The sequence below is a fragment of the Adlercreutzia murintestinalis genome (genome assembly GCF_943192905.1).
Classification (GTDB): domain Bacteria; phylum Actinomycetota; class Coriobacteriia; order Coriobacteriales; family Eggerthellaceae; genus Adlercreutzia_A; species Adlercreutzia_A murintestinalis.
This window is the reverse complement of the sequence record NZ_CALPCC010000022.1, coordinates 1-19760: the sequence shown is the minus strand read 5'-3', so window position 1 is coordinate 19760 and position 19760 is coordinate 1. Positions and strand designations below refer to the sequence as shown.

Annotated in this window: 18 protein-coding genes; 5 read left to right on the top strand and 13 right to left on the bottom strand. The window is 53.1% G+C overall.

Going from position 1 to position 19760, the window contains the following annotated elements:
* The first annotated feature begins 24 nt into the window (after positions 1 to 24).
* Together NFR19_RS07685 and NFR19_RS07680 are read left to right on the top strand one after the other, a co-directional pair.
* The gene (locus NFR19_RS07685; RefSeq protein ID WP_251213211.1) at positions 25 to 480 is read left to right on the top strand and encodes a hypothetical protein; all 456 of its coding nucleotides are present in this window, start codon (positions 25 to 27) and stop codon (positions 478 to 480) included.
* 82 nt (positions 481 to 562) lie between these two features.
* Positions 563 to 1252 carry a pentapeptide repeat-containing protein gene (locus NFR19_RS07680; RefSeq protein WP_251213210.1) on the top strand — a complete coding sequence of 230 codons (690 nt, stop codon included), beginning with the start codon at positions 563 to 565 and terminating at the stop codon, positions 1250 to 1252.
* Positions 1253 to 1377: 125 nt separating this feature from the next.
* Here NFR19_RS07680 and NFR19_RS07675 read toward each other — a convergent pair whose 3' ends face one another.
* The 3 genes from NFR19_RS07675 to thyX form a co-directional block, all read right to left on the bottom strand.
* On the bottom strand, positions 1378 to 2526 hold the full coding sequence (locus NFR19_RS07675) for a hypothetical protein (RefSeq protein ID WP_251213209.1): 1149 nt from the start codon (positions 2524 to 2526) through the stop codon (positions 1378 to 1380).
* Positions 2527 to 2999: 473 nt separating this feature from the next.
* Positions 3000 to 4193, bottom strand: a complete 1194-nt coding sequence (locus tag NFR19_RS07670) for a DUF1385 domain-containing protein (RefSeq protein WP_251213208.1) — start codon at positions 4191 to 4193, stop codon at positions 3000 to 3002.
* Positions 4194 to 4195: 2 nt separating this feature from the next.
* Entirely contained in the window at positions 4196 to 4876 is a 681-nt protein-coding gene (gene thyX, locus NFR19_RS07665) for an FAD-dependent thymidylate synthase (RefSeq protein ID WP_251213207.1), read from the bottom strand.
* Positions 4877 to 5284: 408 nt separating this feature from the next.
* Here thyX and NFR19_RS07660 point away from each other — a divergent pair, with 408 nt between their 5' ends.
* The gene (locus tag NFR19_RS07660) at positions 5285 to 5683 is read left to right on the top strand and encodes an Hpt domain-containing protein (RefSeq protein ID WP_251213206.1); all 399 of its coding nucleotides are present in this window, start codon (positions 5285 to 5287) and stop codon (positions 5681 to 5683) included.
* Between the two features lie 109 nt (positions 5684 to 5792).
* Here NFR19_RS07660 and NFR19_RS07655 read toward each other — a convergent pair whose 3' ends face one another.
* Entirely contained in the window at positions 5793 to 7196 is a 1404-nt protein-coding gene (locus tag NFR19_RS07655) for an LCP family protein (RefSeq protein ID WP_251213205.1), read from the bottom strand.
* A gap of 144 nt (positions 7197 to 7340) precedes the next feature.
* Here NFR19_RS07655 and NFR19_RS07650 point away from each other — a divergent pair, with 144 nt between their 5' ends.
* Both NFR19_RS07650 and NFR19_RS07645 read left to right on the top strand, forming a co-directional pair.
* Positions 7341 to 8393 carry a glycosyltransferase gene (locus NFR19_RS07650; RefSeq protein WP_251213204.1) on the top strand — a complete coding sequence of 351 codons (1053 nt, stop codon included), beginning with the start codon at positions 7341 to 7343 and terminating at the stop codon, positions 8391 to 8393.
* A gap of 57 nt (positions 8394 to 8450) precedes the next feature.
* The gene (locus NFR19_RS07645; RefSeq protein WP_251213203.1) at positions 8451 to 9581 is read left to right on the top strand and encodes a glycosyltransferase family 4 protein; all 1131 of its coding nucleotides are present in this window, start codon (positions 8451 to 8453) and stop codon (positions 9579 to 9581) included.
* Here NFR19_RS07645 and NFR19_RS07640 read toward each other — a convergent pair.
* From NFR19_RS07640 to NFR19_RS07600, 9 genes are all read right to left on the bottom strand, one after another.
* Positions 9487 to 10104: an HAD family hydrolase gene (locus NFR19_RS07640; RefSeq protein WP_251213202.1), complete on the bottom strand. Its 618-nt coding sequence runs from the start codon at positions 10102 to 10104 to the stop codon at positions 9487 to 9489. The two genes, NFR19_RS07645 and NFR19_RS07640, sit on opposite strands and share 95 nt — an antisense overlap.
* A gap of 8 nt (positions 10105 to 10112) precedes the next feature.
* A complete protein-coding gene (locus NFR19_RS07635) occupies positions 10113 to 10994 on the bottom strand; it encodes a decaprenyl-phosphate phosphoribosyltransferase (protein WP_251213201.1) in 882 nt (293 codons plus the stop codon).
* A 4-nt stretch (positions 10995 to 10998) separates the two neighbouring features.
* On the bottom strand, positions 10999 to 12597 hold the full coding sequence (locus NFR19_RS07630; protein WP_251213200.1) for a hypothetical protein: 1599 nt from the start codon (positions 12595 to 12597) through the stop codon (positions 10999 to 11001).
* A gap of 3 nt (positions 12598 to 12600) precedes the next feature.
* Positions 12601 to 14814 carry a DUF4012 domain-containing protein gene (locus NFR19_RS07625; RefSeq protein WP_251213199.1) on the bottom strand — a complete coding sequence of 738 codons (2214 nt, stop codon included), beginning with the start codon at positions 14812 to 14814 and terminating at the stop codon, positions 12601 to 12603.
* A gap of 209 nt (positions 14815 to 15023) precedes the next feature.
* Positions 15024 to 15833, bottom strand: a complete 810-nt coding sequence (locus NFR19_RS07620; protein ID WP_251213198.1) for an AraC family transcriptional regulator — start codon at positions 15831 to 15833, stop codon at positions 15024 to 15026.
* Between the two features lie 29 nt (positions 15834 to 15862).
* The gene (locus NFR19_RS07615; protein WP_251213197.1) at positions 15863 to 16282 is read right to left on the bottom strand and encodes a DUF2000 domain-containing protein; all 420 of its coding nucleotides are present in this window, start codon (positions 16280 to 16282) and stop codon (positions 15863 to 15865) included.
* Between the two features lie 588 nt (positions 16283 to 16870).
* Positions 16871 to 17569, bottom strand: a complete 699-nt coding sequence (locus tag NFR19_RS07610; protein ID WP_251213196.1) for a hypothetical protein — start codon at positions 17567 to 17569, stop codon at positions 16871 to 16873.
* Positions 17569 to 18501 (bottom strand): DUF4268 domain-containing protein, encoded by a 933-nt coding sequence (locus NFR19_RS07605; protein WP_251213195.1) that lies wholly within the window; start codon positions 18499 to 18501, stop codon positions 17569 to 17571. The genes NFR19_RS07610 and NFR19_RS07605 overlap by 1 nt, the downstream gene beginning before the upstream one ends.
* Before the next feature lie 36 nt (positions 18502 to 18537).
* Entirely contained in the window at positions 18538 to 19332 is a 795-nt protein-coding gene (locus NFR19_RS07600) for a hypothetical protein (protein WP_251213194.1), read from the bottom strand.
* Positions 19333 to 19760 lie beyond the last annotated feature (428 nt).

The following is a 19760-nucleotide window of genomic DNA, read 5'->3' as shown; positions in this document are numbered from 1 at the left end:
GTGTATCACAGGGAAGGACGGACCATGAAGGCACTCGGAAAGGTCGTCGTGGCACTCGGCATCGCCGCAGTCGCCGTGGTTGGCGGCAGCATAGCGCTTGAGCAAGCTGGTGTGGAAACGCCGCTCAATGCTGCCCGCAATGGGGCCGCCAATGCCGCCCTTGATGCTACTGGCCTCAAAGAGAAAGCCGACGCGGCGCTGCGCGCGAACGTAGATCGCATTGCGCAAAAAACAGGAATGCCAGCATCTGTGGTGGAAGGAGCCATCGATAGCCTTGATATCCCCAGCTGGCAGGTGACGAGCGTGCCCGCAGGCGCTACCGCCACCGGCACGAGCACCATTGATTACGAGGGCGTAGGCGCCACGGTCACCACCTACGATGATCCCAGCGTGGTCACCATTGATACCGGTGCGGGCGCCGTCACCATGGAGGTACCCCCGAGCGCCCAGGGGTACATGGGCTATCTGGGCTACTTGTAGCGCTTGCGCGCTGAGCGGAAGCACGCCACCAGCCGCTGCGCGCAACAACGATCAGCGAAGCATGCTTTGAAAGGTGGTCCTCATGGTATTTCCCGAAGCAGCTCGAGGCGCGTTTGAGAACAACGCTGCCCGGCGCCCGCCATTCGATCCGGAACTTCCCTCTTCTCTTTCGCCCGCCTCAATCGAGCCGCTCACCGGTAGCATCGTGCTCGAAGGGTGTCGCATTCAAGGCATCCTATGCCCGAACGCTGCGCTCGGCGAATCCGAGGTAGCAGGGTGCGTGTTCTCGGAGTGCTCCTTCGCGCACGCCGAACTCTCCAATTCCCTCTTCACCGACACCGTCTTCGAGGACTGCGATCTCTCGAACGCGATCCTCGATCGCTCTGGTTTTACGCGCTGCCGTTTCACGCGATGCAAGATGACCGGTCTTTCGTTTGAAGACGGTATGGGAAGCGATCTGGCATATGAGAACTGCTCCTGCGCCTACAGTAGCTTCCACCGAACGCACCTTAAGGTGTTTTCACTGACCCGCTGCGATCTTACCGAAGCTGATATGAGCGGCATGGAGCTACAACAGGGCACGCTCAGCGATACCCGATTCTCCGCGACGAACCTGTTTCGCACCTCGCTTGCTGGACTTGATTTTTCAGAGTGTCTCTTAGAGAGCGTCGTGTTGTCGGATAACTCAGAAGAAGTGCAAGGCGCGAAGATGACGCTCTATCAAGCAGCAGCGCTCGCAAAGCGGTTGGGTGTCATCGTGCAAGAAGAATGATCGGATTTACCTCGACGGATTCCAACGCAAATAGGCAGCCATTGTTCGTACCATCATCTCGACTCTTCAACATGTCGTAGCGAAGACCACTCGAGATACACCTGCTGCTGATGAGACTGGATCCGTCAGACATCCTCATCGTATCCCTGGAGATGGCCTTGTCTATAATCACGAATCATTATGATCGCGCGATCCCCTACGATAATAAGTGCTGCGAAAAGAGAGAAAAGGGCTATGACCTGGGTTCGGTAAGAAATGGATTCTGCATGAATGATCGAGTGATTCATCATTGTCACATACCATGCCATAGGCAATAAAGCTATCAGGATTAGTAGCGTCACGCCACGGATCATGATATTTTTACGAGAGATCCTTGCCCGGCAAAAGAGTAAAATACCGTACGACACGAAGACAGCGAGTATTTCCAGAGCCAATACCCATTTTGCTATGCCAAGCGCAAAGAAATTTCTTCTGAGCGCATCCCCTATTCCGCCGTACTCTCTTCCACCTTCAGAAATCCCTGCTCTAAAGATCGCCTGATCAAGTGCGGTCCCGATTGCATTTTCCCCTAGCACAGCAGAGGCAATCACCCACTTGCTAGCCCACAGCAATCCGTACCCTAAAAGCCAAGCTATACAGCATGCAAAGCAGATCATGAGCGATCCACGGAAGCTTTCCTGCGAGTATGACCGTAGAACCAATACAACAAGGGGCATTCCTAAAGTGATCAAAGGATTATCTAGAAAATCGAAGAAAACGGTAATCGCCCCTATGATGAAAAAAAATACACAAAGATGAGAATCGAATAAGTTCGCAAAGCCTTTGAAACCAGATCCTTTTCTGCAAGATATACCGTTGAGGGGCCTTACGGAGACCCAGATTACAGATATCAACGCAATGGCAAACGAAAAGAAGATAGGGAGCGTTGCTGCGGCATCAGCTGATCCCACAAGTCCCAAAGATAAGCAAAGCGCGATAGCAAGAGCCATCCCCCTTCTATCGCAAATCCGCGAGATCGATACGCTGGCCAATCCCACTAAGACGATGAACACTATTTGGAAAACTAAACGAATCTCTTGAACATTGAAGATAATGAGCAGAGGTTTTACGAGCACCAAATATCCATGCCAGTATCGCGTGTAGTGAGCGGTCGACGCTCCGCTCAGGCTTTGTCGCAGATTATCAACCTGAGCGTTATCATCGTTATAAAGCCATGCAGATTCAAGCGACGCAATGAGCGGATTGCCGCCGCATCGAGCAGCTTCATCAAGCATGATGGCAACAGTAAAATTATCGAATGATCCATTTCGTGTATAGGAAGGCGGATAATCCCCTTCCTGTTCAAGTATCTGAATGGATTCTTCTAAATGAGGTTCTAGGAGATCAAAGGGGATACAATATACAAGAGACAAAGCAAACCAAAAGAGCGCCGAAAGAGCTACTACCCCCCCCCCAGATATTTTAAAGCCAATCGTCCTGCCAAATTAGAACCCATTGCCGCGCCCCCTTACAACACAACCCCGCATTATCAATCTCGTTAAGTATAGATCATCTGCAAACTCTCCGTTCTGCTTCACCGGTGCTTTCGAGCCACCAAAGCAGCCTTCGTTTGACAGAGGGCGCATTGTGCTCCGGCTTGAATTGGCTCTCCAGTGCATCCGTCATGGCGGTGTCGCCAAGCGTCCAGGGCTACATGGGCTATCTCTGAGCGTCGGTATCAACGTCTCCGGTTTTGCGGTTCTCTCCCCTACGTGTTCGCCACTGCTGTCGCTTCGCGCTCTTCACGCTCGAGCACCCGCTGCATAGCCGCGATGGCGCATTCGATCTGGTCATCGTCGGGCTCGTTGGTGGTGAGGTACTGCATCTGCATGCCAGGCCACAGGATCACCTTCACGAGCGGGTTGTCCGGGTGGCTGCCAGCCCACTTCACGGTGATCTCGTAGCTGATGCCCGCGATGACCGGCAAGAACAGCAAGCGCACCGCGATGACCAGCGCCAGCTTCGGCAACCCGTCCGGCACCCCCCATGCCGCTATCAGCGCATTGACCGGCACGAGCGTGTATACGATGATGGCGATGACAAGCACCATGATGAGGAACGCGGTGCCGCACCGCACGTGTAGGCGCGGAAAACTGCGCGCGTTCTCCGGCGTGAGCGGCAGATTATGCTCGAAGCAATGGATGGTCTTGTGCTCGGCGCCGTGATACATGAACATGCGCCGGATATCCTCCATACGCCCGATCAGCCAGATGTAGAAGATGAACACCGCCACGCGCAAGATGCCATCCACGATGTTCCAGAGCACCATGTTCGAATCGTATTCGCCGACGATAAGGTTGGTCAGCGCCGCTGGCGCCACGATGAACAGCACGATGCCGAGCACCACACCGAAGATCATCGAGAACGTCATGGCGCCCTTGCCGAGACCACCCTCATCCGCGCTCTCCTGCTTCGGCTCAGACACCGCATCAGGTACCGGATCGGACACCGTGTTGGGCACTGACGCGGACACGGAAACGCTCGAAGAGGGCGCGCCGGACGCCTCTATCAGCACCGCCTTCTCAGGCGCACGCTGCTCTGGTTCAAATTGGCTCTCCAGCGCATCCACGAGGGCATCTGCCTGCACGTCAAGACGCTCTTCTTCCGTCTCATCGTCGGCGAAGGCGTGCTCGGCCGCGATCTCGAGTGCCTTGAAACCCAGCGCGAGGCTCTCCACCAACGCCGTGCACCCGCGCACAAGCGGCCACCGCAGCCACCCCTTCTTGCCCGAGGCGAGGTCGTGCTCTTCAACATAGATGTCGCCGTCTGGCGTGCGAATGGCAGCTGCCCAGTTGTATTTGCCGCGCATCATGATGCCCTCGAGCAGCGCCTGGCCGCCCACGTGCGTCTTAAGTTCGCCGTCCTCAGCGAAGGCGCGTTTCAGATCGCTCTCTTTGGCCATGGTCAGTTCCGCACCACCTTCGGATAAGGATCACCGCAGGTCATCTTCCCTTCCGAGCAGCCCATGCGCACGCATGACGCTCCCGCATCCATGAAGATGAAGGGGGCTACCGGTTTGACCAGCGCGAGCATCTGATGCGCTAGTTCGCGAATCTCCCACTGAGCGCGGTTACAGCAGCGCACCTCGAAGAAATGCAGCAACTCGCGCGCGTTCATGGTGGTCACGATCTTGGTTTCCACGGCGTTGGGCAGGATGAAGCGCGCATCTTCGGCGGGAATGCCCAGCTCGAGCATACGGGCATACGTTGCGCTCACCGCATCCATGATGTCCTCGAACAGATCGTCCGCCTCGGGAATCTCCGCGATGCTTCGAGGCTTGACGTAGGGCAACCCCTCTTGAAACTTCACATAACGCTGAGACTGCTGATTGAAACTGGCGAGTCGATGACGCACCAGCTGGTGAGTCAGTGCACGCGACACGCCATCGATAGCGAACGTGAAGCTGGCGTGCTCGAGCGTTGAGAAGTGGCCGCTGGCCATAATGGTGGTAAGAACCGACTTCACGCGCTCTTCCGGCATCGTCTCCATCAGCTCAGATGCGCCGACCGGCGCGTAGCAAAGGCGCGCCGCTGTGGCTATGGCACGCTCAGGATCGGGGGTGTGGTAGAGCAATTCAACCTGCATAGTGAATATCGCCTTTCGGTATGCTGCTGCGCTTTTTGTTCTTGGTTAGTATAAGGTGGATACGCGCGTCAGGTAACGGCGTTGGAGGAAGTGGCGCGGTTTGCAGCGAACCTCCATGCTTGTCACACGCGCATGGCCGCACGTAGCCTCATGCGCATTTGCCTGTGCGCTTCGTACTGCTCGCCTTGATAAGCACAGGTGCATCGCCTCGTTCCCGCCACGCGCATGACCTGCATGTACGTTTCCTGAGCGCGCCCGCACGCACCCGCCTCAAAAAAGCATGTTTTTTCGTCGAAACGGTAACGGAAAGTAACATGCGGGCTACACGATGAACGGACGTCTCGACCCAGCATTACACTTGTTCTAGGAGAAGAGTGCAAACGGACACGAGGTGCAAAGGAGGCCATCATGGATGACACACTGACGGTCCAAAAGATAGACCGCGACGCGCTTACCAGCAAGCTGGCCAGCTACGGTATAGATTATGCAGACGCCATGGATCGCATGGATGGCAATGCCGATCTCTACAAGAAGCTCGCATTGAAGTACTTGGATAATGAGTGCATGGCCGATCTGCAGGCAGCCATGGAAGCAGCCGACTATGACGCGGCCTACAAGGCTGCTCATACGTTAAAAGGCGCCTCAGGCAACCTTTCGTTCAAGGACCTTTTCGAGGCTTCATCAGTGGAATCGGCAGAGCTTTTCCAGGGCGAATACCAAGCAGCGGCAACCACCTTGCCCCAAGTGGTGGCCACCCATCAGAAGGTGATCGAAGGCCTGGAGGCTTGGCAAAACGGCACTTGGTAACAAACGCACGCAACCACCGACCACGCTGACAAAGAGCGGGTCCCGCCTTGGACGGGACCCGCTCTTCTATTCCAACGACCAACCCGCGATCAAACGCGCGTACAGGTTTTTACTCGAGGCTCGACTCGGTGGTACCACCACCGGCGGTCGTACCGCCACCACCTGTTGGGGCATCCGGCTCTGTGGTGGTTCCGCCACCGGATGGAGTTTCAGGCTCAGAGGCGCTCCCGCCACCGTTGCTTGAACCGTTCGTATTCCCAGACGAGCCACCCGTACTGCCCCCGGTGCTCCCCGTGGTTCCCGAAGGCTTCGATCCTGATCCGGAGGTCGGCTTGCTGTTCACCGACCCGTATTCTTCGTCATCCTCCCAAACGATCACGTTTGACGTATCAATGGTGCTTGAGGTTATGTCTGCGGCAGTCATGGTCGAAACGATCTCGCTCGGATCTTCGCCTGCTTCTACCAACTTCATCATCTCAGCTGTTTTTTCCTCGTCATTGATGACGAAGGAAATGCCGTTGATGTTTTGCGTGTATGAAGGCAGCATAGCGCTGTAGATGGTCAAATCCCCCGCATCGGCAAACATTTGCGCCAGGCCGATAAGATCGAAAACGCCCAGATCCGTTGTCACGCATTTCGCTGCCGCCTCGATCACGCCCGGCATGCTGGTGATCGGCATGTCCAAGACCTCGTCCACAATGCCCTCGATAACCATGCGCTGATGCTTCTGCCGAGTAAAATCGCCATCGGGATAATCACGGTTGCGCGCGAAGGTCAGCGCTTCACCTCCGTTGAGGTGCTGGGTGCCCTTTTCGATGATGTAGTGATTACCATCTCCGTCGTCGCACTTATGGTTGTCGATGCGGGACTCGTTCTCAACCGTGACGCCGCCCACCGCGTCAACCAAGCTCGCAAGCGCGCTGAAATTCACTTCTGCATAGTGCGATATCTTCACATCAAGCAACTCTTCCGCCTGCTTGATCGTGCTCGCGGCACCACCGAACGCATAGGCCGCATTGAATTTCTGTGTGCCATGTCCCTTGATGTCAACCTTGGTATCACGCGGAATGGAAACCATGGTGACGCGATTCTCTTGCGGATCTACCCGCACTACGATGTTCGTATCGCTGCGTGCACCCATGTCCTCATTGCCCTCGCGCTTGTCAGAGCCGATGAGAAGCATATAGAACGGTTTGTCGAGCGAAGTGCCATATCCCAAAGCATCATCGATTCCCATGAGCTCTTCATTGCTCTTGTCACCGCGCGTCAGCTGATTGTTGATGTGCCCCATGTACATGGCGAATGCGGTACCACCACACAAAAGCACCACGAGCACTGACACGACTACAGCGATGGCGATCTTCTTGCCGCGCGTCGCACTCTTTGCCGCCTGATGATATGCCCCCGCATTGCGGGCATACGAAGCCCCGGCTTGGGCAGGATTAACCGTGCGAAATGCTGATGCCTGACGTACCTGAGGACGCTGCGTTCTTGGATTGCTGTGTTTTGGCATGAACGTCTAACTCCCAACGCTCTTTTTGTTGAAGGGATAGTATAGACGATTCAGGCGGTCCGCACATCTTTTCAGGAGGTTTTCAGCAATCCGACACAACCAGATCAGCCGCCTGGATATCCATGCCGATCGCCCTGTATTAGAATGAACGCGTATCCATCGAAGATCGAGGTCGTCCTGAAACCGCAACCTGACATAGCCATCGTGATCACCACCTACCAGCGCCAAGAGCTTCTGCGTGTGCTCTTGAAGAGCATTCGCGCGCTTGAGACAGGTCCTGCCGCCGTCTTCGTCATCGATAATGAAGCTTCGGATGAGACAAGGCAACTTGCAGAAGAGTTCGCGGTAGAGCACTACATTGGCATGCCCGAAAACACCGGTGGCGCGGGCGGTTTTAGCCGAGGTGTCCACGAGGCCTACCGCGCAGGCCACGATTGGATATGGCTGATGGACGACGATGTGGAGGTGCTCCCGGGTGCTCTTGAGGCGCTCGCGCGATGGACGGCACCCACCGATGAGGCGCTCGCCGCAGGACAGCCACTCGATCAGGTGGTCGGAGCATTCCAGCCCTTCCGCCGCAACTTCGACGGATCGTTCTTCTATTGGCAATACCGCTTCTCCACCGCGTTCGGCATGCAAAACCCGCTCGCAAGCGCTAAGCGAGCGCTCGCACAATCAAGCACACCGATCAACTGCATCTGCTTTGAAGGCGGTCTGGTGCACCGGCGCGCCGTAGAGGCAGCAGGACTGCCGGATGCACGTTTTTTCATCTATGCCGACGACACCATCTACGGATACGTACTGTCGCAACATACCAACATGCTGCTCATCAACGACTATGCGCTCGCACGCACGCGCACGTTGGGGAATATGCGTGTCGGAAAGACCCGCAAGCTGAATACCGCCTCTGACCTATCGCGCTATCACATCATGCGCAACCGCGGCTACATGGCGCACTATCTGAAGGAGTTCGGCGACTATCGAGCGCTTCCCTTTGCGTTGGGAACCGCCTATACGCTGGTCAAGGAGCTCATTCGCCTGTTCGTTGGATCGGGGTCCTCAGACAAGCTGGCAAGCATACGCGAATTGCGACGCGGCATGCGAGACGGTCGCTCACTGCGCCGCAACACGAACTGGCAGCCCTTCTGGCGCATCACTCCCCTTGATACACCAGCAGATGATGCCAACGCGCTATAATAGAGCGTTGTTTATTATGGTGCAGCGCGCTGAGAAGAGAGGCTCGGGACAGACCGGATGAATTGGCTCGAATGCGGCATTTTGCTCGCCGTTGCCATTGCGGCCACCATCGCGTTAACGCCCCTTGCGAAAAAGATCGCCTTTGCCTGTGGTGCCATCGACTATCCGGACAAGCGTCGCATCAATACCGAACCGATGCCCCGCATGGGCGGAATCGCTATCTTCGGTGGCGTGATAGCAAGCATCATCGTGCTCGAGATCGGTACGAACCTGTGGGGCTGGATCGATCCGTTCTATTCCTATCTGGGCTTCCATCTGAATTATTGGCTTTTGGGCCTCGGCGTCTGCATCATGTTCGCCGTTGGGGTGATCGATGATATCCGCAATCTCTCAGCGAAGGCGAAACTGCTCGGACAGATCGTGTCGGCATGCTTCGTTGCTTCATCGGGTTTGCTTTTGTCGAACATTCAGAATCCGCTCGCTGACGGGGAATTCATCCAATTCGGACTGTGGGCCTACCCGATCACCGTGTTCTACCTCGTTGCTTTCGCAAACATCATCAATCTGATCGATGGCTTGGACGGACTGGCCTCGGGGATCAGCGCCATCTCAGCAGCTACCATCTTCACCTTCTCAGTGATGTCATCTCGTTTCGATGCTGCCATTCTCTCAGTGATCATCTTCGGCGTATGCGTGGGTTTTCTGCGGTTCAATTTCAACCCCGCCTCCATCTTCATGGGCGATTCGGGAGCCCTGACGCTCGGGTTGGCGCTCGGCATCGTATCGCTTCTCGCCGTTGCCCGTTCCACCCTGTTCATCTCGCTGATGGTTCCCATCATGGCCGCAGGCGTACCCGTCATCGACACCGCCATGGCTATCATACGGCGCACCCGCGCGCATCAACCGATCGACGCACCCGATCGCGGGCACATCCACCATCGCCTCTTGAGCGCCGGATTCAGTCAGCGCAAAACCGTGCTGATCATGTGGGGATGGACGCTGCTTCTCGCTGCATGCAGCATCGTCATTGCAGAGTCAGACGGCATCTTCCGCGTCATCGTCATCATCGTTGCGGCAGCCGTGACCGTCTTCTTCATCGGGAAGCTGCATTTGCTCGATCCGGTGCTGCTCCATCATTACAATCCGCGACCCAAGCCGACGGATACGCGCTCAGACGACGACCAGTGACCAAAACACCACGACGGGCTAAGGCGACACAAGGCGCGTCGGCACGTGAGTCAGAATAGAACTCCTCGATATCGCGAGCGAAACCAGCCTCGATCAAGCGCTGGCGTTTCGCCTTGTCGCGGCAATTCGGACCAAGCAGGTGTCCCGTAGCCGGATCGACCTCGGATGCGATAAGATGCACACCCAACTCTGCTGCCGGTATCGCGAGCAAGAACGCCGGAGATGCCGATGCGATCACATCACCTTGCTGCACGCAGCTCACCACCTCAGGTTTCAACTTGCGCCGATGCGTCTCCCAAAAACGCACCAGCAGCGCATCCATATCGGGGATCCTTGCGAAGAACGCATAGAAGCGCTCCTTGAACTCTTCAAGATCAAGATGCTTTGTCGCGTAGAGCACCGCAGCGGCCAACTGCCCTGGAAGCGCGCCCCACACTGCCGGGACGTGCCGCACAGCAAACTGGAAAAAATCAACGGTCGAATCGCCGTCATAGAGCGTACCGTCGAAATCGAAAACCCGCATGAGCATGCCTACAGAAACGAAACGCCGGTCACGATGACCACCGCCCACAGCGCCATGAGCACGAGCAATGGACAATCGCCCAGCACCACGCTGACCGGATCGCCGTCGGAATCGTCGCGCTCTATATCGAAGCTATAGCGGATGCAGGCGAACATTGCGAGAGGGATCGATATCACCAACGCCCACACACTGCCATCGGCCACCAGATACGGCTCCCCCATTCGCTCGAAGATCCAAAGCGAGTAGAAGGCAAGACCGAGTCCCAAAAAGACGTACATGTTCTTGTCGAGAAACGCCTTCGGATACCGCGAGAGCGAGACGCGCGCAGCCGAACCATAGCGGTCGATTTCGCCCCGGCGCTTTCCTAAGGATAAGAACACCGAAAGCGCGAGCACGGTAAGGAATAGCCACGAAGACACCGCGATAGAACAAAAGGCGCCCCCGTAGAGCACTCGCAGCAAAAAGCCCGCAGAAAGAATGGCGACATCGAGCACGGGCACATTCTTGGCCCCGAGACTATACGCGACGTTCAACCCGATGTAGAGCACCAAGATGATGAGGGAGAGTGCGATCTCCTGCGCGAAAGCTACCGTGACGAGCACGGAGGCGACCATGGTGAGACAGGCAACTACCGAGGCGGCACGCAAACTCACCGCACCGCTGGCAATAGGTCGATACTTCTTCACCGGATGAAGCCGGTCGGACTCAGCGTCGCGCATGTCGTTGAAGATGTAGACCCCTGATGTTGCAAGAGAGAAGGCGACGAACGCCGCAAGCCCATCGATCAACGCTGCTGGTTGCGCAAGCTGCCCCGCAAAGACCACCGGGAAGAGCACCAGAAGGTTTTTGAGCCAGTGCTTGACGCGCAGCAGTTTCAACCATGCTTTCATATCATCACCGCGACAGATACGTGAAGAAGACAGAAGATGAAGGGTCGAGCGCTAGAAAGTTCGCCACATTGCTATCCGCTGCAATATCCCCCTCAGCAAAGGTATCTGCCGCCTCGAAGGTAGAAGGCACGTACAAGGTGCCTTGACGCGCTAAGATCACGGGGTTTTGCACGATGCCGAACAGACCACCAGCAAATGAAACGACGATAACGCCCCACGCCAGCGCTCGATATGCATTGATCTTCTTACCCATAAGGTGTGTATCTAGGTATTCCATGACCCATATCATGAGCAGCGCCAACGGAGCGAGTGAGACGTTCATGCAAAAATCGCGCACCTGAGGGGCCGAAACCCATACCAGCGGAATAATCGCAAGCCATACGATGCAAGTCCAAAAGAGCGGATCGCGCTTACGAGTGCCGAAGAGCATGATGGCGAAAACGCCAAACGTGAGAAGGCAAAACACTCCATAGCACGCAATAACGAACGAACCGAGTTCCCATAAAGGCACAATACCAATATTGCCCGCGGAATAAGCAATATCAGCAGTGTAGCCCTTCGTAACCGACGATGCGCTTGATAAAGTGCTTGCAGATGCGTAAAACAACGCATACACCACTCCGACCGAGAATGCGCCGCATACGTTTGCTGGACTGAAGAGAGCGCGCAGCGTTCTGCCCCAACCAAGAGGACTTCCGTCGGCACCGTGCAAAGCTTGAACAACGCCAAGACAGATCATCAAAGGACATATGCCCACCAATCCCCAGGGCGAATAAGGCAAGACGAGCAATCCGAGGAAAAGAAAGGAATGGATGCGTTTGTTCTGAAGCATCAGCGCAACGACGAGCCAAAGGGGGGTTTGATTGAATATCTCGCACATGGTATCCGTATTCGTGCGATACATGAAATGCGTTGCGTAGGGAGTGTCGAGGCCATCAAGCCATCCGAGATTCGTGGAGAACGTTACCCGTTCGGCGGGATTGGTGCCCACCATGGCCCCAAATAGCGAGCCCACAATATTCAACCCCGAAAAACTCACCATAACAAGAGCGATCATCCAGATCCGCGAAGGGCGAGACGCATTCAGCACTACACAGATCACGAGGAACGTGAGCACGAGAATTATGGTTTCCAGCACCCAAAGAGAGAAAAGCGCTACCCCCATACCGAATACCTTGCCCACCAGAGCGGGAAGAATCCAAAACGCGTAATAATAGACCATCGCGTAGCCAGTTTGCTCATAGATGACCGGCCAGTCGTAATCGATCAGGTCGCGGAGAATCGCCATACGATATGGGATGTCGATGGCTTCCACCCCGACCCCGCAAATACCCGAGAGTGCAACCCATAATCCAAAAAGCGCCGCAATTGCGAGCGCATGCCATTTCGGCACCCGCAATCTCTGATCGAGTCGTGCATAATCAACGTGGTAGAGCCACACGAATCCACCGAGCAGCAATCCACATGCCGCGCATGCAAAATACCAACGGAGCCACCCACAAAAAAAGACGAACACGGGTGCCATTAAAACGCCATAAGCAACAAGCACTAAAACGCGCACGCGCAATTCCCAGCAAGCGGTTTGCGATGATGTCTCGTTCACGTTCTAGGCAGCCGTTCGATATTCGCTGAGCAACGGCGTGGTTACCACGCTCAAATCTCCTTCAGTACCGGCAGGCAACGTAACCGTAAATGTATAGGTCACTGACTGCTCTGGATTCAGCGTTGATTCTGCTTTGATAACCTGCACGCCGCTGTATTGGTCTTGCGTGACCGATGCGCCGCCATTGTCTTGCAGATCGGAGATGCTCCCCCCAACGGGCGCAACGAAATACAACCAAGGGTGCAAATCTCCCCGCTGCCAATTGGAGTACCTGTTGATAATGTAGTTGCTGGCCGATGCGAGTTCGGCCTGCGTCAAGGCGCTCGAGATCGTACAGGTCACCCCATACGAACGCGTACCATCGGCATTCTCCACCGGATCAGCCATATCGGTGGTCATATCCACATACCACCCTGATTTTGAAGGCAATACCGTGGTCACGAAAATGCCTAATTCCGGCTCTTCAGCAGTGCCCCCTAACGCGCCAGAGCAGTCGAGCTTTGCAAGGTTTGCCTGCTCGTCGGGATTTGTGAGCCACACCATAAATTCACGTGTCTGCGTATCATCTAAGAGCACTTGCGCCAATTCGGTCAATCCGCCCGATCCTAATGTTGCAAACACGCCACCAATGGCTTTGGAAGCCGCCTCAGCGAACAGCAAGTCTATAACATCAGCATTCGCGGCAGCTGAACTGGTTGAGCCCATGTACTTCCAATAGAGATCGTGCTCGAGCACCTTCGTCGCATTGGTTCCATCTAGCATGGTGCCATCAGAGAGCGTGATCGGCTCCGTGAGCTTCAAAATATCCTGCACCACGCTCGGAGTGACCGAGATAACACCATCAATGGGGGTATCGGCGAACGACGCGTACGAATCCGCCCAAATGGACGCCACGCGCGGGAAGTCTGGAATGTTTCCGATATCGTTGGTTCTATCAAGATGATTCTCGCCATCATCAAATAATTTCCGCTCCACCTCTGTGATAGGAGGATCGGCCACCGGGTTATCGGGGAATGCATCATAGACCTTCTTAAAGTCATCAAAATCAATGCGCCCGTTATTGATGGTCATCTTCCCAATAGCACCCGGGAAACCTCCCGCGGCACGCAGCTCGGCGCTATTCTGAGCAGCAACGAGATACGTGCGATCCCCGTTCGCACCAAGCAAGGTGGCGAAGATGGGCGCCATATCCGCCACCTGCTGGAACAATTCGTTAGCGGGTCCTATCTTCTCTTTCGCACCGCCAAATGCGTTTTGAATCTGAGAAATCTTGAAGTCTGGCAGCGATTCGATCATATCGGTGCACTCTTGCATGGCAGGTGCTGCGGCAGCAACAGCATCCATCAGCTGGCCCATAGCCTCAAGGTCAATGGATTTATCCGCGCGAATCAAATCGCTCAGCGGGGTGGTTTGCAACGCTGTCGTTAAAGGTACCAACGCATCGTCGGTGGCAATTTGGAGCGCATCAACCGCCACTTTGACGTTCTTCACATCGTCACCAACCACCGGCAACACCTGAATGAAATCCCACAGAGGATCGTCCAGTGTCTCCTGGATATCAGCAGAGGCGTTCTTCGCGTCCAGCGCCGCGTTCACTGCGCCGTCGTAGTTCTTATTCTTGATATCTGCCATGACCTCGTTGATATCTGCCATAGCCACGCCAGCCTTGGATTTCAGCTCGTTTGCCTGGCCCATGGCCGCATACGCCACGCTACCACCTGCAATGCCGAGCACCACAACCACAGCCGCAATGACAACGGCTATCTTGCGGCCACGACTGAATCCACGCCTCCGCTTACCCTTGTCAGGCATGACAGGTACGCGGCCTTTGCTTGAGGCGCCCGAATCGGGCTTCGAAGAAACGGGAGGAATGACCGGCACGAACTCTTCGTCGAACACCACTGAACCATCGTCCCAATCAGTATGGCGCTGCACGCTCGTTGAGCGTCCGGCAAGAGAACTAGCTGCTCCCCGCGAGGTGCTACGATTCCGCTCCGATGATCCCTCCGAGCGCAACCGCGGATTCTGCTTCTTCGTAGACCGCGCACCGCTTCCCGCGTCTTTTTCCGAGGCGATCCGATGTCCCGCCGCAACCGCACGACCGCGCCCTGAAGACGTCTTTTTGCTGCTGGTTTCAGATGATCCGGTGCGCTTCGTACCCGCGTTGGAAGCCCCTTTGGAGGCGTTCTGCCTTCTAGCCCGAGGGTTATTCGACATGCCATCTCCTTATTCGAGTGAATGTATAAGGTACCATTTTTTGACGATTTTATACAGCACCACGCGCATGATCGGGCAGAGAACACAGAGGCCAATCACGAAGCGAATCAGAGGAATCCATACTGGCGAGAAGTCCAGGAGAAGCACCTTTGTTGATACGAATGCGGTGTCTCATGCAAATATGGTGAAGAGCGCAACAAGGCGGCATCTCATCGAAGTGAACCTTTTGAAGCCATCTTGCGATACGCGGCTGGAGTCGTTCCGAGTCTCTGTTTGAACATGCGAGTTAGATGGGCCTGATCGGCAAAGCCGGTCTCTACCGCAACGTCGGAAGGCGCCACTCCCTGCGCTAGAAGCTCGCAAGCGCACTCGACGCGAAGAGACATAAGATGTTGGAGCGGCGTGATAGAGAAACGGCGACGATATGCGCGGATAAGGGCATACCCTGAGATGCCTTCAGCGGTAGCCAGATCCTTTATAGACGCTGGTTCTGCCAAGTGACCAAGAAGATGCGCATAGGTGCGAAGAGCAGCATCATCATGTGCGGCGATAGGACGAGGCGCATCGTCTTCTGACTCTAAGAGACTTGCCAGGTATAGAGTTCGCTCCATGACTTCCTCATCGGTATTACCATTGAGCGCCTCCATAAGAGCCTCGAAAGCCTTCTCAGCATCTGCCGCATCGCTGTCTGGGCAAACAAGGATCACGTTATCGAGCCTGTCAGATGCGATGGTGACACTGTCGTAAGCGAAAAGCTCTTCGCTGTTATGGCTACATCCATGAACATCTCCCGGATTAAAGACTATGAGATCGCCGGGGTCGATGCACAGGGTGCGCCCGTTGAGTTCTAGATCGCGCGATCCCTGACGTACGCGACCAATCACATAATGACCGTGCGAGTGCGCAGCGAACGGCTGAACAATCCCGCTATACGATCTTCTCTCTCCACCAAGCGCAGGTACAGGAACAACCGTGCAGCAGGGATCTTGTGATGATTTGCTGCCCGATTCTACTGGCATGCGTATTGCTTCTTTCTTCTCGCCATAGGTCATCTCATAAGGGGAAGACTTCCGATGAGTTTATTCACGAACTTCTTTTGCCCTATCAGAAGAAGCCCCAAATAGGCTATACCCCGACTCGTGGCTTTTGCCATCTTTTTGATGTATTCCTCGTAGGCCTTGCAGCTTTGCGCCACCTCAGAGAAATCTACAACGAGGATGCCGTCTGCGGAATCATGGGCCGCATGCCTTATCTCTCCAATATTTGATGATGATGTCTGTAGCACGGGAATGGGAATCTCCACGATACCCGAATGCATGACGCCATCTGCATCTTCAGCATCTGCGCCAACTATATCGGGCAGTATCTTACCTAGCGAAACGCCCATTATCGCAGATACGTTTGCAGCCACCCCTATAGGCAGCGATTCGTCCAGAACTATCGCGCATTTCAAATCTTGCGTTTCCATTATCGATCCTTTCGTCGGTAAGGAACTCTAGAGCAGAAACACAATGAAATCTTGAATGTTATTGCGGATTGGGGGTCTCGAATCTTTCCTGCGCATCCGATCATTGCGTCAATATCTGACAACTAAATAATAGGCGCCGAAAATAACCATTGACCTCGTGTTTTTTATGGCGGGATATACGAGGCTTGCGACCGAGGGAAGCCCCGCGGGAAACTCGCGACCTCCGACGTGACAGAACGAACTTCTGACACTATCGGGGTTTAGCCCCACCATTTGAATCGGTAAACAGATACTTCCAAAAGCATTATCGTTGATTTCGATTCGAGGGACAAATATGGTCTCTGAACTGGTGTTTTACGAGCACACAAGAAACGACTTGAAGCTTTGGGATTCGTCTGTAGAAATATCTAAATGATCAAAACCTGCCCACCACGCCTAACCTATCCATAACGAATAAGCCGATTTAAACGTTTAAGCGGTTTAAGCCTTGTAGAGCCAGACCCATTTTCAGCCCCATTTTTGATGAAACCTAAAACAGCAGACTTAAAAACAGCCCCAAATGCAACGGCTAAATAACGCCGGTCTTGCTTATGCCTCATTTGATTCTCCTGAAGCTCTTTGAGCTAATACAGCATCAAAATGGCCCAAAAATGCATTCGTGCATTCCCACACGGTAAAGAGGAAAGTGCTTAAGAAATCAGTGTTGACTGCATACCTTTTCATTTCAAAAGCGTACCTAATATAAACGAATACATCGCTTATTTCATCTAGACAATCATTGAAATATTTCCCTGTTTGATTACCACCGTTGTGAAGGTATCTCTCATATATTCTTTTTTGATCCTTTTTATCCAACATGCCATACAAGCAGGAAATGTCATGTGTTTTGAGCCGTTTGATTCGTCTCTTTGAAAGCTTCTTATTTAGTAAAAGGGCCTTAAGATAGAGCTCAATAGCTATTGCCTGGTTAACAGCCATAGAGGTGTAAAAATGAATATTTGTATCTATGAGCTTAACCTGAAAAATCTCTTTGCAGTTTGGATGTTCTAGAGCAGGCTTTAATTGGCTCGCACAGTTAGCTGTTTGGATAAAAGAAAAGAACATATTTGCGTCTTCAAGACATAGTTCGCAAGCACATTCGCGCTCTTTTTCTATAAGCAGATCCCACTTTTCGTTCTTCTCAAGCTTCAGATTCATTGCTGAGTTTGTCTCAGACTCTTCATCCTTTGAGAAGCTTCTAATAAAACAGTCCTTTAGGCATCTAAAGAAGCAGGCCATATCAACCACTAAAGCCCAAGCTGATTGATTACATCTCTTAACTTCAAAGCCTTATCCATCTGCCAATCAATGCATTCATCCCAGTTGTGTTCATTTGCGATGTCACTATTAGGCAAGAAGAACCGCAATCCACTAGCTTTTGTAGCCATAAATGGATGACCTTGAGTCCCTAATACTTCTTCAAAAAACTGAATATTGTCTATAGCCTTTTGACCAGTCTCCTTTTCGGCTGGAATATAAAGCTCTACGCCGACGTTCTTGTTCTGAATAGAAGCAGTAAGAGATATGTGATATCGAGACGTTCCAACATGGATGGTTGTCCAATGCTGAGGTTGTGGTTTCTGTGGCTTGAAGTATTTTGAGAACTCATGGTTGGACTGAGCTTGTTCTCGATAATGCTCCCAATACTGAAGATAGGTTTTCTTTGTATCAGACAATCCTTCAGATTGCTTAATCGCTTTAGCCCAGTCATTCGGTCTCTCAACTACATTGAATCTCGGTGCTGCCATAGAGTCACCAATCTTCAATACTTCGATTTCAATGAGGAAGAAACCGAACTCGCTATCAGTATGTTCGTTTAACCATTCAATCGCTTGCTTATGTTGGTCATTAGCCTTAGCTACAATCCAAACAACTAGCTCTGCGCCTTTACCGGCTGCGTAAGTGATGATCTGCCCCAGATGCTTATGGTCGGTCTCTTCAAGCTGGTTCTCAATAATGATCTTTCTAGAAGATCCTGATTCAGCCGCATAGATATCAGCACTAAAAGAACCAACCGGCGACTCAGATTCAATAAGCTCAAGATCTATACCAATAACATCACCAAGAGCTTCAAGGTTCTCTTCTTCAGCTAGCCATTGAGTAAAATCATGAGCTTCATGCGCCCAGACTTCTCTTAATTCTACTTTCTCAATATGACTAAGCGGTTGTTTCAGCGACACACCTATACCTCTAGTTTCTCTTGCAGCAGTATTTCTCTATGCCTCATATTCTTCAACATCTTCAACTGCTATCACTTCTGCAACGTATGTGTTTGGATTGGCGACTTCTAACCCTGCAAGATAGTCTTTAAGCTGTAGGCACATGGGGGCGTATGTCGCCAAAGTAACACCACCCGAAATGACACCGCCGACAATAGGGATAACCTTTGAGACGCCTTTTGCAAAGATGTCCTTAGTCATCTTGACGCCAATGTATCCTGCAACTTTTTTAACGATTGGATATATGGCACCCTTAGTCAATGCCTTTTGCGGAAGCTTCTTGGCTACAGCAGCTGCAACTTGACTGGAGATCTTAGTAACAGCATCGGTTGCTCCGTTGGCTCCAAACATTACACCAATGAATAGGATGAGGAGATTCTTCGTCTCGTCATCAATCTCTTCTTCTGTCCCCTCAAAAATATGATCCCACCCATATAGGTAAGCTAGCTTTTGGGTTATTCGCAACACATGAGCAAAGTATTGAGCCAAATCGGCAGGAACAGTGCCTGCCATAGCAAAACCACCAGGGATTCCGGCGGCTACTGAAATGGCAGTTACTTTTGTAGACTCATATCGGATAGAAGCATCAGCTATAGGGCTGAGCTCCTCAGGCTTTATGCCAGCGGCAGCTGGAGATGATTCGATTGCAGTTGCAATAACCTCTGGAGAAAACTTCTTACTCAAAGCTCCGGCAAGATACTTCTCCCTATCTATCCTGACTCCCGGCAACTGTGCTGCCGAAGATAGAACTAGTTCAAAGTTCTGTGCGGCATCTTTCTTTTCTTCGGTCATGATGCGAACCTCCTTAACTTGCTCATTATCTCATTATTAATGACGTATCGTTTTCTGTAGCGATGCATCCCGCCGCAGTAGACAACCTCCGGCAAGACTCGTCGGAGATCTAACACGCTGGCATGATTTCGCAAGAGTACTCACAGGCTTAGCTTGGAACTCAAGACGAATAGGCCGATTTAACCTCGTTAGCTAGCCCCAAACGGACCTAAAAACAGCCCCATTTTGCGTTTTCGGGGTTATAGGACAAAAAGTGTGTCTGGAATCGTAGCCTTTTCCCAGTTAGAACTGTATGTATTAGCTTAATAAGTTGATAAGAACCAACTTTTCACCCGGACAGAATATGTGTCTGCTTTCTTCTTGACATGCCTGTTCAAGGTAGCTTTTCCAAGAGATAAGTTGCCCGAGGACAGGAAGAGCGCGTGGAT